Source organism: Acinetobacter pseudolwoffii, from assembly GCF_002803605.1.
In the GTDB taxonomy this organism is placed as follows: Bacteria; Pseudomonadota; Gammaproteobacteria; order Pseudomonadales; family Moraxellaceae; genus Acinetobacter; species Acinetobacter pseudolwoffii.
The window spans coordinates 25,746-41,120 of the sequence record NZ_PHRG01000002.1; the positions used below are offsets into that span (position 1 = coordinate 25,746).

Annotated in this window: 17 protein-coding genes, 1 tRNA gene and 1 pseudogene; 9 read left to right on the top strand and 10 right to left on the bottom strand. The window is 40.1% G+C overall.

The window, feature by feature from the left end; translation table 11 throughout:
• Nucleotides 1-54 precede the first annotated feature (54 nt).
• From CWI32_RS04760 to CWI32_RS15145, 6 genes are all read right to left on the bottom strand, one after another.
• Nucleotides 55-1,248 (bottom strand): tyrosine-type recombinase/integrase, encoded by a 1,194-nt coding sequence (locus tag CWI32_RS04760; RefSeq protein WP_252146093.1) that lies wholly within the window; start codon nt 1,246-1,248, stop codon nt 55-57.
• Nucleotides 1,249-1,887: 639 nt separating this feature from the next.
• A complete protein-coding gene (locus tag CWI32_RS04770; protein WP_100534778.1) occupies nt 1,888-2,166 on the bottom strand; it encodes a hypothetical protein in 279 nt (92 codons plus the stop codon).
• 59 nt (nt 2,167-2,225) lie between these two features.
• Nucleotides 2,226-2,567: a hypothetical protein gene (locus tag CWI32_RS04775; RefSeq protein ID WP_100534779.1), complete on the bottom strand. Its 342-nt coding sequence runs from the start codon at nt 2,565-2,567 to the stop codon at nt 2,226-2,228.
• Nucleotides 2,548-3,087 carry a hypothetical protein gene (locus CWI32_RS04780; RefSeq protein WP_100534780.1) on the bottom strand — a complete coding sequence of 180 codons (540 nt, stop codon included), beginning with the start codon at nt 3,085-3,087 and terminating at the stop codon, nt 2,548-2,550. The genes CWI32_RS04775 and CWI32_RS04780 overlap by 20 nt, the downstream gene beginning before the upstream one ends.
• Nucleotides 3,088-3,168: 81 nt before the next feature.
• Complete coding sequence (locus CWI32_RS04785; RefSeq protein ID WP_100534781.1) at nt 3,169-3,633, bottom strand: YfjT/YkfB family phage-associated protein; 465 nt, start codon at nt 3,631-3,633, stop codon at nt 3,169-3,171.
• Nucleotides 3,634-3,699: 66 nt separating this feature from the next.
• Nucleotides 3,700-3,858, bottom strand: a complete 159-nt coding sequence (locus tag CWI32_RS15145) for a hypothetical protein (RefSeq protein ID WP_167381263.1) — start codon at nt 3,856-3,858, stop codon at nt 3,700-3,702.
• A gap of 221 nt (nt 3,859-4,079) precedes the next feature.
• Between CWI32_RS15145 and CWI32_RS04790 the strand changes: the two genes are divergently transcribed.
• Nucleotides 4,080-4,466, top strand: coding sequence for a hypothetical protein (locus tag CWI32_RS04790; RefSeq protein ID WP_100534782.1), 387 nt, complete (start codon nt 4,080-4,082; stop codon nt 4,464-4,466).
• A 20-nt stretch (nt 4,467-4,486) separates the two neighbouring features.
• Nucleotides 4,487-5,068 carry a hypothetical protein gene (locus CWI32_RS04795; protein ID WP_100534783.1) on the top strand — a complete coding sequence of 194 codons (582 nt, stop codon included), beginning with the start codon at nt 4,487-4,489 and terminating at the stop codon, nt 5,066-5,068.
• Nucleotides 5,069-5,723: 655 nt separating this feature from the next.
• On the opposite strand, the gene CWI32_RS04800 is transcribed toward CWI32_RS04795, so the two are convergent.
• Nucleotides 5,724-5,800, bottom strand: a tRNA-Ile gene (locus CWI32_RS04800).
• Nucleotides 5,801-6,597: 797 nt separating this feature from the next.
• Here CWI32_RS04800 and CWI32_RS04805 point away from each other — a divergent pair.
• The gene (locus CWI32_RS04805) at nt 6,598-7,152 is read left to right on the top strand and encodes a 1-acyl-sn-glycerol-3-phosphate acyltransferase (RefSeq protein WP_005097390.1); all 555 of its coding nucleotides are present in this window, start codon (nt 6,598-6,600) and stop codon (nt 7,150-7,152) included.
• 245 nt (nt 7,153-7,397) lie between these two features.
• On the top strand, nt 7,398-8,147 hold the full coding sequence (locus CWI32_RS04810) for a YebC/PmpR family DNA-binding transcriptional regulator (protein WP_005097391.1): 750 nt from the start codon (nt 7,398-7,400) through the stop codon (nt 8,145-8,147).
• Nucleotides 8,148-8,215: 68 nt separating this feature from the next.
• On the opposite strand, the gene CWI32_RS04815 is transcribed toward CWI32_RS04810, so the two are convergent.
• A complete protein-coding gene (locus CWI32_RS04815) occupies nt 8,216-8,686 on the bottom strand; it encodes an Lrp/AsnC family transcriptional regulator (protein ID WP_100329904.1) in 471 nt (156 codons plus the stop codon).
• Between the two features lie 380 nt (nt 8,687-9,066).
• Between CWI32_RS04815 and CWI32_RS04820 the strand changes: the two are divergent.
• Nucleotides 9,067-10,318 (top strand): annotated as a pseudogene (locus tag CWI32_RS04820) (autotransporter outer membrane beta-barrel domain-containing protein).
• 60 nt (nt 10,319-10,378) lie between these two features.
• Here the strand turns inward: CWI32_RS04820 and CWI32_RS04825 are convergent.
• A complete protein-coding gene (locus CWI32_RS04825) occupies nt 10,379-11,143 on the bottom strand; it encodes a glutathione S-transferase family protein (RefSeq protein WP_005097394.1) in 765 nt (254 codons plus the stop codon).
• Nucleotides 11,144-11,436: 293 nt separating this feature from the next.
• On the opposite strand from CWI32_RS04825, the gene ychF reads away from it, so the two are divergent.
• Both ychF and CWI32_RS04835 read left to right on the top strand, forming a co-directional pair.
• Complete coding sequence (gene ychF, locus CWI32_RS04830; RefSeq protein ID WP_005097395.1) at nt 11,437-12,528, top strand: redox-regulated ATPase YchF; 1,092 nt, start codon at nt 11,437-11,439, stop codon at nt 12,526-12,528.
• Nucleotides 12,529-12,734: 206 nt separating this feature from the next.
• Nucleotides 12,735-13,352, top strand: a complete 618-nt coding sequence (locus CWI32_RS04835; protein ID WP_005097397.1) for a superoxide dismutase — start codon at nt 12,735-12,737, stop codon at nt 13,350-13,352.
• Nucleotides 13,353-13,556: 204 nt separating this feature from the next.
• Here the strand turns inward: CWI32_RS04835 and CWI32_RS04840 are convergent, their stop codons facing one another.
• Nucleotides 13,557-14,054 carry a hypothetical protein gene (locus tag CWI32_RS04840; RefSeq protein ID WP_005097400.1) on the bottom strand — a complete coding sequence of 166 codons (498 nt, stop codon included), beginning with the start codon at nt 14,052-14,054 and terminating at the stop codon, nt 13,557-13,559.
• Between the two features lie 103 nt (nt 14,055-14,157).
• Between CWI32_RS04840 and CWI32_RS04845 the strand changes: the two genes are divergently transcribed.
• Together CWI32_RS04845 and ygaH are read left to right on the top strand one after the other, a co-directional pair.
• Nucleotides 14,158-14,910, top strand: a complete 753-nt coding sequence (locus CWI32_RS04845; RefSeq protein ID WP_005097401.1) for an AzlC family ABC transporter permease — start codon at nt 14,158-14,160, stop codon at nt 14,908-14,910.
• Nucleotides 14,907-15,254, top strand: a complete 348-nt coding sequence (gene ygaH / locus CWI32_RS04850; RefSeq protein WP_005097402.1) for an L-valine transporter subunit YgaH — start codon at nt 14,907-14,909, stop codon at nt 15,252-15,254. Before CWI32_RS04845 ends, ygaH begins: the two co-directional genes overlap by 4 nt.
• Nucleotides 15,255-15,375 lie beyond the last annotated feature (121 nt).

Below are 15,375 nucleotides of genomic sequence, written 5' to 3' on the forward strand. Positions count from 1 at the left end.
AGAGCTCCTTTGGGCGTAGGTCATACGCCCAATATTTGTATATGGATTAATGAATTAGATTGTTGCGCTTTGTTGGCGAATCATATTGGCAACATTTGTAGATGCCTGATGAAGCGTGCTAGATTGCAAATGTGCATAGCGTTGTGTTGTTTGTGGTGAGGCATGGCCAAGTAATTTCTGCACAACAAAGAGGGATTCCCCACTGTTCACAGCAAGACTGGCAAAACTATGGCGTAAATCATGAATACGCATATTCGTAATCCCTGCGCACTGCATAATCTTGTCAAAAGTTTTTCGGATATCGTTGTACGGCTTTTGCGTTTGAGGATTGGCAAAGATAAATTCTGAGATTTTCGGCATAGACTGTAAAACCTCTATAGCATCTTCACTCAAAGTGACATATCGAGCCTTTCCAGATTTGTTGTACTTCAAATGCCAAGATGCTTTGCTAAGATCAACATCAGACCACTTCATATCCAAAGCCTCACGCTTTCGAACACCTGTAAGTAGTAAAAACTTGATGATTGCCGCAATCGTCTTGTTACCAATCCCATAGTAATGAGGATCATTCAGAATCGGCCAAAGTTTCTGAATTTCATCCTCAGACAAGTAACGCTCAATCTGATTGTTCTCTCGCAACTTCTTCACGCGCTTCATCGGATTGCTTGCAATCAACTCATGATCAATTGCAGAATTGAAGATCACAGACAATAACGCCCCAATACGATTCACGGTAGCAGGTTTCAGGCCTGTAGCCTTTGCCGAATGTAAGACATCATTCACCAATGCCATATTCAGCTCATCAAATCTCTTTTCTCCTAGGTAGGGTAAAATGTGTTTCCGTAGTCGTGATTCGTCATCTCGATATGACCTTTTGCTAACTCTGGCACTTGGTAGATAAACCTCATTAGCAAAATGACGAAATGTCATTTCCTTTTTGCTCTTCTCATCCTCAGCGAATGGATCCAAGCCTTGTGCTAAACGTGCATGGCATTGCTCAACACGACTCAGCCACTCAGGTAAGAATTTTGTCAGCTCCTCATGTGCACATGACCCTAAGCCTTGACTGACCTTCTTCCCTTGGTAAGTCAGGCGTACAAGACCACGTACTGCCTTCGCTGTTGCAACTAGACGGAGGCCTTTGACCTGCACTTCTGGACAAATATTGCGAACATCTTGTTCTTTGCCCCAATTTTCTGGATCTTGTAAGGCCACAAATAGCACTTTCAAACCAGTCTCCATTTTCATAGGTACTCCAAATTTTGGGTGCAGAAACCTACTTCAAATAATCGAAATCATTTGAAATCAATATGTTTCTACACTAAGGGTTCAATTCAATAATATCTGACTGAGTTCAATTTCAACTCAGCCAACCAATGACAATTGCAACTTGAAAATGAGCAAGTACCATCTATTGTTTTTCACGGTAGATTTCACCCTGAAAAACCTTGCTGTTTGCTGCTCGACCAAACAGATACAAGCGTTATATCCGATTTTCAGTCAGCATCATAGCCCCCTACTTTTCTTGCAGAAAATGGACCTACCTGAAAAATTGCATTTTCAAGTATATGATTATAAAGAATATATGATTTTTAACCATTTGGTAAAAACCATTTACCCCCTAGTAATCACCGACAAAACGGGGAATCCGCTAGAAGCCGTGGTTTCTAGGGACAAATCGGTTTTCAGGCTAAAAATGGTTAATTTTCACACAAAAACAACTGTACATTTTTCAACCAAACAGTCCGAAAGGTCAAAAAAAGTGGACCACAGGACTACTAGACAGTGTCACTGTTCATCATCAAAAGGCATCTTCTCTTGCCACCCTTCACTTCACAAAAAGATCAACCGTAAAGCTTGTTGCCCTACGGTCTTCTTCTCGGTCCATCAGTAATCACTAGGTAACAAAATGGTCGTCACCGACCGATCTGCTTCAGTAATGATCCAGATACTCCCTTCGGCGAATTTGTAACTCGACATGATGCGCAGTGGTAGTAATAGTGCTTCCTCATTGGACTCTCGATCTTCCTCGCATACATCACCCCAATCACCACAATGATGACGTAAAAGTAATGCAACGAGGTCAATCTTCTCTGTTTCAGCAAACTGTAAGGCATTTCGTGTAGACACGACTTGGCCCAAAGCGAATAAGGGATGCTTTGTCATCAAAGGTTCTCACATTGGAATCAATAGGGAAAAGTGCAGACAGGTCTGTCGTAGCTGACTCAGATCACGTTAAGTTGATATTGCTCAAAAATCATATTCGGAACATAGACTAAGATGCCTTCATTGTCGTTGAGCATGATGTAGACCTCATACCAATCCTGCTTTTTCTCCACAAATTCGACCTCACCTGCATGTAGCTTTTCTGCCAAGCTAAATGTCAAATCGGTAAATGGATCAGTGAGGTCCTGCTCACACTCACAAACAACAAACCACCCATATAGGGTGGCTTGATATGCTTCTTGGTATTGCTCTTCCAACTCATCCATTGTGGTAGAGATGGCATCAGCAATCGCTTTGTCATGAATAAGTTCTAGGTTTTCCCTAGTGCGTACAATCTGCATCAGGCGATACCTCCTCTGTATGTGCTGTGCTCATTGGTTTTCCTTGTCGCTTTTTGGACTGTCTGCCATTGCCTTGTGACGTAGGGACTTCATCAACTACGGCTGCTACAGGTATGCTCTCCAAGCGTGTAGGCCATAACTCGTAATCTTCAATAACTTCTAGCAGTCTTGTCGTCTGTGGATGCAATCGAATCACTTTTTGATCAACCAATACAGCGCCGAAAAAGCTTGAATTGTTCACAGACTTTCCAGTAAAGAGTTCCTTGAATGCTGTCGCATGAAATGGCTTTTGCTCTTTGTGCAATTGGCTCAGTGTCTGCATCACATCTTCCACTAAGATCAGCTCAGCACTAAAGCCACCTGACGATTCGTTCTTGCTCAAGGCAATGCCTAATACACCTGTATCATTGTGCTTCCATAGTTGGTAATGTAATTTGTCCTGTGCTCGCTCAGAGAGTTTGTGGCATTGGAAAGTTTGGATCAGGTGATATCCCACTTTGTCATTGATACGTGGTTGCATGGTTTTGATTCCTATAGACGTAAAAATCCCGATGTACTTAACGTACATCGGGACATAGTAAAAATTAGGGTTTGACGGGTTTTAGAGATAAAATTTTGCAGTACATGAAGCTATATCACTTGCAACGCTTTTTATGCTGCTTGCGGTTGGTGTAAAGGTCGTAACTTTCTTATTATTAATAAAGACTTCAATTTTCTTAGCCTTTGCTACACCTTTAGAAAATTCTTGCCACGCATTACCACCATTACGCCAATCAGTATTTTTGGGTGGAATAACTTCATTTTTGCCATCCAATAGGAACGTTAAAGGATATTTTGAGTTTGAATTTTCATAGGATCTAGATTTTGTTTCAAATCGAGCACCATGATCATAGTCTTCTCCAGCTCCAACATTACAAACCACCCATAACGTTTGCCCTTTAGCATCCTGAATTGAATACTCAGAAAATCCTTGACCATAACCAGAACGCCAAACGTTAGGAACAGCAAATGCACTGAAACTTGCTGAAAATAATGCGATAAAAACTAAGCTTTTTGATTTAAACATGAATTACCCTTTATAAAATAAATAAACTGATAGTTAAGTTAAAATAAATAATTTTATTAAATTGAGTTAGATAAAAACACCTAAAATAACTTGCAACTTTTCGACGTTATGAGCATCTTTATCATTACAAGTGCGAATAGCTTTTGCAATAGATTTACTCTTTGAATGTGGAATATAATCGATAAAATCAGAAACTGTATCTAATTCTGGATAATATTTTTTCATGATCACTCCTTAGTAAAAGATCATAAAAATAATATGTCCCATAAAGTAATTTTGTTTCACTTTCATTAAGAATAATAATTAAATAATAATCCTAAAAAAAATATTTTTATCCATTTCTAAAAAAATGCTCTTGCTCAAAATGTAAAATAAAATTAATATGAAAAATCATAAGAAGTATTTCAATATAATTTCCTATCACCTTCTTACTAATAGAGAAAAACATGAATAAAATCCATATTTCGCTAGGATTATTAACTTTGTCAATGGCAAATCCAGTCTTTGCAAGTGAAAAAATAAACGCTAGTTTTTTAGGAAAATGGGCAACTTCACAACTCGTTTGTAAGCAAGGTATGACTGGAAACGACACCGATAGCCGAATAACTATTAAACCAAATACTATTCAAATAGAATCTCATGAGTCTCTTTCCAAAATTAACATTAATAAAATTAATTTTAATGAACAAGAATTAATTTCAGGAACAGGAGAATCACACTGGTCTAGTGAAGGTGAAGAAGGTACAGATTATACTTCCTTTGCTTATCTTAAAAGAAATGGAGCTATTTTTGATTTAGCATCTTATGGAATAAAATATATTAAGTGTTATTAAGATTTAGTTTAGGATAAAACATGTCTGATTCAATTGAAATAACACCAAATCAAATACAACACCCTAAAAGAAAGGTATCTTTTTTATTAGGTCTTGGTATTTTTATTTTCCCCCTATTTTGCTCATGGATTACCTTAAAAGCAGGTTATTCAACTTTAGCTAGATGTATGAGTTTTGGATGGTTAGCATTCATTTTTATTTTACCATTTACTATACCTGCAACTGAAAATCAGAATTCATTACCTACTGTAACTAATGAAGTAAGTACCATCTCTGATAATGGAAATGAAGATATTTCTAAAAATGCACCAGTAACTACTGAAACTGAAAAACAAGAAGCTTCAGATGAAAATATGAGTGTAAATCAAAACCAGTCTAATGAGGCAATGGAAGCAGAGCTAAGATTCTCTAGAGAGTTCATTTACGGTACAGCTAATATAGATATGACTAACCTAGCATATGAACATTGTATGTATGCGACTAAACTTACAGAACAAGCATGTTTACAGGATGTAATCTATAACAAACTACCTAAGCACCAAAGCAAACGTATTGCAGAAGAAGAAGCCAAAATCAGAGCAAAGTATTCTTCTACTTACTGAAAGCAGGAGTAACTAATAAATAGCACTTCTCACAATACTATTTATTAATGGAAGGGAATCCTTCCATTACTACATTGCTGATTAGTAAAAACTATTTGCTTCTTGTCTTACCTGCATCAGAACGCTTTTTACGCCACTGTCCATCCTCATTACGTGAACGATTCTGACCTGCTGTTGGGCCTGTTTTCACGATTGGTCCTTTCGTGTCTTTTGGAGATGGCATTAGTATTCCCTCTTGATTAGTATAACTATTTCAATATAGGCCATAACGGGTAAAAATCAAAATAGATTCCTACAAGGGCCTGTGAGATCCAAACAAATATCAGTAGATTCCCCCAAGATAAAACCGAAATCCCCCTAATACACTAGGGGGAAACAGGTAAACAGCAAAACCTCAAACATTCCCCACTCTTTTGTCATTTCCTCTGCGCTCAGCTCGAGCGATGTACTGACATCTGATGAATCATCCACGATTCTGACCGCATCGCAAATGAGCATGAAGAAATGGTCTGAGTGATATTTTGTGGAATCTTGACTGATCCCCATCGGACTTTCTGGAAGATGGACCACATTACGGTCCGAAATAGTTGTATCTTTTTTCAGCTATATAGACGTAAAAAACCCCATAACTCAAAGAGTTACGGGGTTTCGAAACTGGTGGGCCCAGACAGACTTGAACTGTCGACCAACGGATTATGAGTCCGCTGCTCTAACCAACTGAGCTATAGGCCCTACATGCTGAAAACTTTATTTATCAATAAGTTCAAGCGTCATGAATACTAGCTAAGATTTTTTTGAAAGACAAGTACTTTTATAACCACTTGAACACTTAGGCAGCAATCATCATGACTTGATTCGAAAGAAATTCTAGTTCTTTAATACTTCAGTCTAAAGACATGCAGAAAAATGGGTATATACAGATCAATTTAAGGCAGCCTAGCCTGAAATATTGACGTCAACCTCATAGAATAAAGCATACATTTGATAGATTTGACGTCTCAGTATATTTATAAAGTATCAAAAAATATTTGATAAAATATTAAAAATGATGGAAAAGTATATGAGCTGCAGAATAAAGAAAAATTAGAATTGAGACTTCATTTCTTTTTCTTTACGCAAATCCTGCTTAATTTCGATGAAAGACCATACAATTATAAGCACTAAAATCAATAAAGAGACTACAAAGGCTGTAATGTATGTCATAGTTTTCAATCTCAGAGTAGAAAGAACAACAAAATAGAAAGGATTAATACCCCTTCTCTTCTTCGACAAAAGTCTAATAACTAAATCTTGCTCTGGATAGTCATTTTTTCACCATTTTAAGACTTTTTTTATATCTAATAATACTTTTTTAATATCAAAATTTTTTATTTATACATTTTAGCTCTTAATATTTCAGTTTAAAAAGATCAAGAAATTATAGATTTCTACATTATTTACACGTTTTATTTGCCAGCCTATTGACTGAATGGCCGAACAAGAAGAAATTATGCAATTCTCCACATATGGCTTTTACTTAATCTGTGCTTATGCTAAATAAATTCATTGGCGAATCTGCATTTAAACTTGCGGGTTGGCAATATCATGTCGAACCAGATGTACTCGAAGACAAACAGGTCATTATTGGCTTTGAACATACTTCAATGATGGATGCGGTGCTGTCGATTGCCCTCTTCCAGATTTATGATCTTAAAGTTCATACCTTGATCAAAAAAGAACTATTTAAAGGACCTTTCAAACCGCTATTAAAAGCTGTCGGCGGTATTCCTGTTGACCGCAAGGCCAATAAAGATATCGTGACCCAGATGGTGGAGCATTTTCAGAATAATGAAAAGTTTAATCTGGTGATTGCACCAGAAGCGACACGTGCCAAGCAAGGTGAAGCACGTAAACCGATCCGTACCGGCTTCTGGCATATTGCCAAAGCTGCCAATGTGCCGATTGTGTTGCTATATGCCAATTCCAGAACCAAACAAGGTGGCATTTTAGGCAAGATTTATCCAACAGATCTGGCTCAAGATCTGGCCTTAATCAAACAGCTCTATAAAGATAAAGTGGATCTGGATATTGTCATTCCGGAATAAGCTCAGTAACAGTGCTCGACATGAACAGATCCTTTGCTGTTCATGTCCTCCTAAAGCATTTGTATAAATTTGAAAAATAAAATCAAAAACTGCACTATAGCATTCCCCTTTTCTATCAATTTAATACAATTTTTTTGTTTTATCCTGAAATCTCAAATCCAGACACTTTTTTTTAAAAAAAAGCTTATGGTAGAATTTCGGCATTCTGATAGGCATACAGCCAATCTACAAGGAGCAAAGTTCGCATGGCGGGTCATTCCAAGTGGGCCAATATTAAGCATCGTAAAGCAAAACAAGATGCGAGTCGTGGTAAGCTTTTTACCAAATATATTCGTGAATTAACCACTGCGGCAAAACTCGGTGGTCCAGATGCAGGTAGCAACCCTCGTCTGCGTGCGGTGGTTGAAAAAGCATTATCTGTAAATATGACACGTGATGTGATCAACCGTGCCATTCAACGTGGTGCGGGTGGCGAAGATAACGACGACCTGAAAGAAGTGACCTATGAAGGTTATGGTGTAGGTGGTGTTGCTGTTCTGGTAGAGACCATGACAGACAACCTGAATCGTACTGTTCCTGATGTTCGCCATTGCTTCTCAAAAACCAATGGTAACTTAGGTACTGCCGGTTCAGTGGCTTATCTGTTTACCAAACGTGGCGAGATCACTTTTGAAGATGTTTCTTTAGAAGATCAAATCATGGAAGTAGCTTTGGAAGCAGGCGCGGAAGATATTGAAATTGCTGAAGATGAAATTCTGGTAATTACCACGCCTGAAAGCTTTGGTGATGTACAGGATGCGCTCACTGCAGCAGGTCTGAAGTCTGACAATGCTGAAGTGGTGATGAGCCCTTCAACCAAAGCTGAAATTACAGATGTTGATCAAGCCAAAATGATTTTGAAAATGATCGATATGTTTGAAGATTTAGATGATGTTCAAAACGTATATACCAACGTAGAGTTTACTGATGAAGTGATGGCGCAATTAGATGCTTAAGCTTGATCAAAACTAAAAACGCACCCTTGGGTGCGTTTTTTATAGTTGTCTACTACTCTCGCCTAGGATCAAACTTTATTGAGTAATCCGCTACAGTTAAAGACATTATATTCTTTAATGACAAAGCTCGAATGCAGTGCAACCACATGCTCAATTTTCCCGATACGCTTGAGTAAAATTTCACTATAATTTTCCATATCTCGCGCCACTACTTCGACAATAAAATCCGCAGACTGGCCGGTGACCAAAAAGGCATTAATCACTTCGGGAATACTTTCCAGTTCTTCCAGAAATTTAGCAAAAGTATCACTATCATGTTTACTTAGCGACACCTGTAACAGTACATGCAGCGTGAAACCTAATTTCTGATAATTAATTTCACGCTTTAAGCCACTGATAATATTTTGATCGATCAAGTGTTTGATCCGGCGATGGACTGAACTCACAGATAAATTTACCCGCTCTGACAGTTCATTCAGATTGACATCCTCATGGGTCAATATTTCTAGAATATGTTTATCGAAACGATCCAGTTCCATTTTTATACTCTTTCTTAATAATCAATAAAAATAGCAAAATATTGCACTCTCCCTGTTATACAATATTTATTTATTTTTCACAAAGTTTTCATATTCTGAAAATATTTTCCAAATCTTCTGCCATTTTATAAAGTAACTTTCAATCCTGAACCAGATAACCGTTAATCATATAATTCTAAAAAATGACCAATGGTAATTTCTATTAATTATTTATTTTTTAATAGTTTAAGTTTAATTAGTCCAGTAAAATATAAGCCAGACCTTCAAGTACCCGCACAGTTCAGCCACTTATCTTTTACAAGTGTATAGAAATAGATTAAAACAAAGCCGCACTAAAAATAAAAATAGCATTTTTCAAAAATATTAAATAAGGAATGCTCATGGCTTCTAAAATTTTAAGTTTGATTAAAACCAAGGTGAGTCCTGTCTTAACGGCTGAAACACAAACTAAAAGCCTGTTAGGTGGCTTATTCGCTGGAACAGCCTCAGGTACGCTTAGCAATCTCATTGGCAGTCTAAACGGCTCTAATTCACAACCTTCCGTGAGCTCATTATTAAACAGCCTTCTCTCTGGACATAGTCTTAACAGCGCAAATATGAGCAATTTATTAATTCAGTTGTCTGGTTCATCAGAGTCTGATCAGCAGCTTAACCCAATCCAATGGAGGCAGTTTTAATATTGGCCAGATCACCAACTTGTTGAATGGCCTAATGGCGAACAATAGCAGCAATCTGGATATTGGTGCTCTTTCCAAACTCGTCGGCGGTCTCATCGGCGGTAATGGCGAGATTGATATTGCACAAATCGCTCAGCTGGTCAGCGGCCTGATCGGCGGTTCTGGTGGTTGAGGTAATATCGACATTGCTGCGATTGCAAATCTGGTCAGTAACCTCATCGGCGGTAATGGCGAGATTGATATTGCACAAATTGCCCAACTGGTGAGTGGTCTCATCGGTGGTTCAAGCAACATCGACATTGCTGCGATTGCAGATCTGGTCAGCAACCTCATCGGCAGTAATGGCGAGATTGATATTGCACAAATCGTTCAGCTGGTTGGTGGTCTGATTGGTGGGTCTGGTGCACTGGGTGATATCGACATCGGCGCGATTGCAGATCTGATCGGCGGTTTAATCGGCGGCAATACAGGCAATGATTTTGATATCGGTGCTATCACAGATTTAATTAGCGGTTTTGTCGGTGAGAATGCAGCGGGGGATTTTGATCTCGATGGCTTTACCGATTTACTCAGCGGCCTGATCGCGAATGGCTCAAATGGCATAGATTTAGGAGGATTATTGGGTCATCTCAATCTAGATAGTGATCTGGATCTGGGTACTCTGATCGAAGGAATTTCCTCTGCTTCAAACGGGTTTGATCCAGGGAGCATTGCCGGAGGCATTGGGCAATTGATTGATAATAGCTCTTCGATTGAATTACCCGATCCAGGTGATCTGGTCCAAGATGTGGGTGCCACAGATTCCAATATTGACTTGTCTGCTATTCTGCCTGACATTCAAGATACGATTCAAAATATCAGCAGTGGTGGTGGTTCATCCAGCTTTGATTTTGGTTCACTGTTCAATCACTTTAGTAAAAATATTGATATCGACCCAAATAATCCTTGGGGTTAATCATCATCTCATTAAAAACGCGCAAATGCGCGTTTTTAATTTTAGGATTTGCCTTGAAGCTTATACACCACGCCAGTCTACTCGCGCATTGCGTTCGGTTCGGTAAATACGACAAATATATTCACCCAGAGGCAACGCATTTAAATGCTGCTGATAATCACGATATTCTTCGGACAAGGTTTCAAAATTTTCTTTTTCCCACGGCGTCCCCGGAATCGCCAATAATGGAGCAAGCATAGAACAGACAGCAATATCCGCCAGACCTAAACGATTTCCGACAAAATAATATCCACCTTGACTAACCAGCATCTGATTGAGTTGCTGTACAGTGACATCAATATGCTGTTTGGATTCCGCCACGGTTTCCTCATTCAATGCATAACCCTTGGCGACCATCGCTTTTAATAAAGGTTTAGAAAATTTTTCAAACTGGCGCAAATAGCCCTGCTCACCAATTAAAATATCGAGAGATTCATGATCGGAAGTCAGCGCTTGAGAGAGCATCCAGCGGCGGACATGACGACCCAGCTCCAGAGTAATTTCATTAATTTCTAAGGCTTTATTTCGAAAATGTCCTTCAGCATACAATAAACGATGTTCTGGATAAGTATCATCCAGATAAAGCGCAATCTGGGTTGAATCTGCAATCCATTTGTCCTGATCGCGCAAAATAGGCAGACGATTCTGTCCTGTTTTCAGTCGGGCAAAAGCCCGATGTACGCCGGGAATCAGGTTGTGAGCAACATAGTACAGCTCTTTATGGTCCAGCATCCAACGTGCTTTTTCGCAAAAGTGAGATAAAGGAAACTGGTATAAAGTTCGCATGCATGCTCCATGTTTATCGTTATTGGATCAGGGCGTATAGGCCGCTGTTTTATTCAGATACTTTAGTCACTCAATTTTAGAAAAACAATGTGATTTTTATCCAAAAGTACAATACTGGCTGATTATTCCTCTATATTCGGCGGACTCATAATAAATCCGGGAAAGCTCAGCGGAGCTTTTAAGTTATAAGAAGCATTTGATTGCAATAAACCACAAGTGCATGACCTGACTTTAGCCGTGCTTTCATGTAAAATCGGGGGCAATTTTTATATAACGCTTTTGTGAGTTATTTCATGGGTTTTAATTGCGGTATTGTCGGCTTGCCGAACGTTGGCAAATCTACACTTTTCAATGCTTTAACCAAAGCTGCTATTGCTGCAGAAAACTTCCCGTTCTGTACCATTGAACCAAATACCGGCATCGTGCCTGTTCCTGACCCACGTTTAGACAAATTGACAGCAATTGTTAAACCGCAGCGCGTGATTCCAACGTCTATGGAATTTGTGGACATCGCAGGTCTGGTCGCTGGTGCTTCTAAAGGTGAAGGCTTAGGTAACCAGTTCCTGGCCAACATCCGCGAAACTGATGCAATCGCTCACGTGGTACGTTGTTTTGAAGATGAAAACGTCATTCATGTGAATGGTCGTATTGATCCACTGGATGATATCGCCACGATTAATACAGAACTCGCGCTTGCAGATCTCGACGCGGTGGCGAAAGCGATTACCCGTTTGACTAAATCTGCCAAAGGTGGTGACAAAGAAGCAATTGCTACTAAAGCAGTATTAGAAAAAATCCAGCCTTTACTCGATGAAGGCAAACCGGCTCGCGCAGCGGATCTGGATGATGACGAACGTAAACTGGTACGTGGCTTTGGCTTAATGACGCTTAAACCAACCATGTATATTGCCAACGTTGCTGAAGACGGTTTTGAAAATAACCCGCATTTGGATGCAGTGAGAAAATTGGCTGCTGAAGAAAATGCAATTGTCGTACCTCTTTGCAACCAGATTGAAGCGGAAATTTCATTGCTTGAAGATGAAGACCGTGCTGAATTCCTGGAAGCGATGGGCATGGAAGAACCTGGTTTAAACGTGGTGATTCGTGCAGGTTATTCACTACTTGGCTTACAAACTTACTTCACCGCAGGTGTACAGGAAGTTCGTGCCTGGACTGTGAAAGTTGGTGCAACTGCACCGCAAGCCGCTGGTGTAATTCATACCGACTTTGAAAAAGGCTTTATCCGCGCAGAATGTATTGCTTATGATGATTTCGTGCAGTACAACGGCGAAGCGGGTGCAAAAGAAGCCGGTAAATGGCGTCTAGAAGGTAAAACCTATATCGTTCAGGATGGCGACGTTTTACATTTCCGTTTTAACGTCTAAGTATTTGCTGTGTGAAAAAGCCCCTTCTGGGGCTTTTTTATTACCTAGGAAATAAGATGACCGAGCGTAGAAAACTTACAGGCAACGCATAATTCACACATATTAACAATAATGATAATTATTCTCATATAAAAATATTAAATTCAGGCGTATGTTAAATCTAATGAAAAATAACATGACTTCATTCTAGCAAAGGAATCCTGACCATGAGCTATACCCTGCCTGTACTGCCATATCCCTATGATGCCCTAGAGCCTCATATCGATAGCAAGACCATGGAAATTCATCATAGCAAGCATCATCAAACCTATATTAATAATATCAATGCAGGGATCGCAGGAACCGAATGGGAAGATTTATCGGTCGAAGCCTTAATTAGCAAATTCAATGAAGTACCGCAGCAATTAAAACAGAACGTGATCAATAATGCCGGTGGACATGCCAATCACTCCCTGTTCTGGACAGTCATGAGTCCAGACGGTGGCGGCCATCCAGAAGCTGAAATTGCAAAGGCCATTGAACATGAATTAGGCGGATTCGAGGCATTTAAAGACACCTTTACCCAGGCAGCACTGAGCCGTTTTGGTAGCGGCTGGGCCTGGCTGAGTGTTGCGCCAGATCAAACACTTATTGTAGAAAGCAGCGCCAATCAGGACTCTCCACTGATGCATGGCAATATTCCCATTTTAGGTCTGGATGTCTGGGAACATGCCTATTATTTGCACTATCAAAACCGTCGTCCGGAATATATCTCGGCTTTTTTCAATGTCGTGAACTGGCAAGAAGTGAATCGTCGTTATCTGGAAGCATTGAACACGCTTTAGCTTTAAATATTTAAGGAGATCGACCATGTCTACACCTATTCTGATTAAACGCATAATTGGCAGCACACTCCTGATCTGTGGTGTATTTGTGATTTTATTAGAACATGTGTGGATACCCTCTTTTTAGAGTCTTGCTGTTGTCTCATCCTAAAAAAGCCAGTCTGAATGACTGGCTTTTATGCTTATAACTAAATGGCTAAAGGTTTATTGCATATTAGCAATCGCGGTGCCTTTTTGTTTGGGATCAGTATTTCCCAATTCAGGATTATCAATCGCATTCTGACATTGCAGTTTATCCCGCTCATAATCCGCCTGCTTTTGTTCCAGACTGCTGCCATTGTCGATCACGGTACGCGCCCAGATTTCCAGACTGGTTAAGGCTTTACGGCACAAGGCATATTTACCTTCAGTCACCGAATCGGTCATTTTGACATTAATACGCCAGTCTGTGCTCAGCTTACGTGCCGGTTGACGCACCTGGGTTTCCAGCTGATCCACTTCTTTATGATAAACCAGTGGATCGACTTTATTGATCAGTTGCCATGCCGCATTGGCATAGGTGGTCGCATCATTCGTCAGTTTAGGTGCCGGTTTAATTTCTGGCTTATCAGTCGATTGACTGTCATTCCCACACGCTTGTAACAACAATGCAGTGCTCATTAAAGCAGCTGTCAGCATCGTACGTGTCTTGAACATCCACATATCAGGCTCGCCAATTTAAACATTTCGGCACTATGCTATTAAATTCACGTAGAATACACAATCTTCATTTGACCCATCGTTCAACTCTCCTTCAAGGTGTGTCGTGTCTGAACAGAATCAACTCGCTACGCAACCTGCTGGCTTCTGGCAAGGTGCAAAAGATAGCCAAGCGATCATCTTCACTTATTTACCAGTGTCGTTTGCTTTTGGCGTTTCAGCCACTCAGTTTGGCTTTACGGCTTGGGAAGCGCTGTTTCTTTCCTGCTCGATGTATGCAGGTGCCAGCCAGTTCCTTGTGGTCGCACTTTTAGGCAGTGGCACATCTATCTGGATGACGGCATTAACGGTGATTGCCCTAGACATTCGGCATTTGCTCTATGGCCCTGCGCTGCAAAACCTGATTCAAGACCGGCTGAATTTAAAGAAAACTGCGATCTGGTCTTGGGGTCTGACCGATGAGGTTTTTGCTTCCGGCATGATCAAGCTCTCGCAACGGCGTCAGGAATGGTCTGAATCCTGGATGCTGGGTTTAAGCCTGTTTAGCTGGATGTCCTGGGCATTGGGATCTTTTCTCGGTGGTTTATTTGCCGATCAGGTCAGCAATCTGCCGCAATTCTTGCAAGCGGCTCTAGACTTCCTGTTACCTGCGCTGTTCCTGAGTTTCCTCTTGGCTGCTTTTGAGAAGAAACATACTTTTGTTGTGACTGTCACCATTCTGGTTTCTGCTGTGGCCTGTTACTTTATTGATCTGTCTGCCGCGATTTTCATTGGTATCAGTTCCGGTATTTTTGCCGGCCTGTTCAAGCACTATATCTTAAAACAGCCAGATCCTGAACATGCAGGAGATCAAGCATGAATCTAGAGATTATTCTGGTCGGCATTGTCGTCGGGATCGCCAATTTCGTCTCACGCTTCGGGCCTTTTTTTGTGATTCAGAAATTTCAGCAAGGCTCACAAAAACGCGGAGCATTGTGGCTAAAAATTGCCTTGGGTTCAATCGGCATTGCGGCAATCAGCTCCATGCTGGTAGTTGCTACCTTACCGCCATTATTAGAAACACCGAATAAAAGTATTGCGATGCTGGTCGGATTTATCGTACTCACTGCGTTGTACTTTAAATTCAAACGCATCGTGATGGCGACCCTGACCGCAGCACTGACCTATGGTCTGGTTTATACCTATGTGCCGATGACGTTTTAAGCTTGAACTGACTGATCAATCAAGATAAAGACTTATGCTTATGGAATAGTATAGGTCTTTATTATATAAAAATAATTAGCTGATCCCTATCATTTTTCCTGAAAGAAAAAGCTCAAATAAA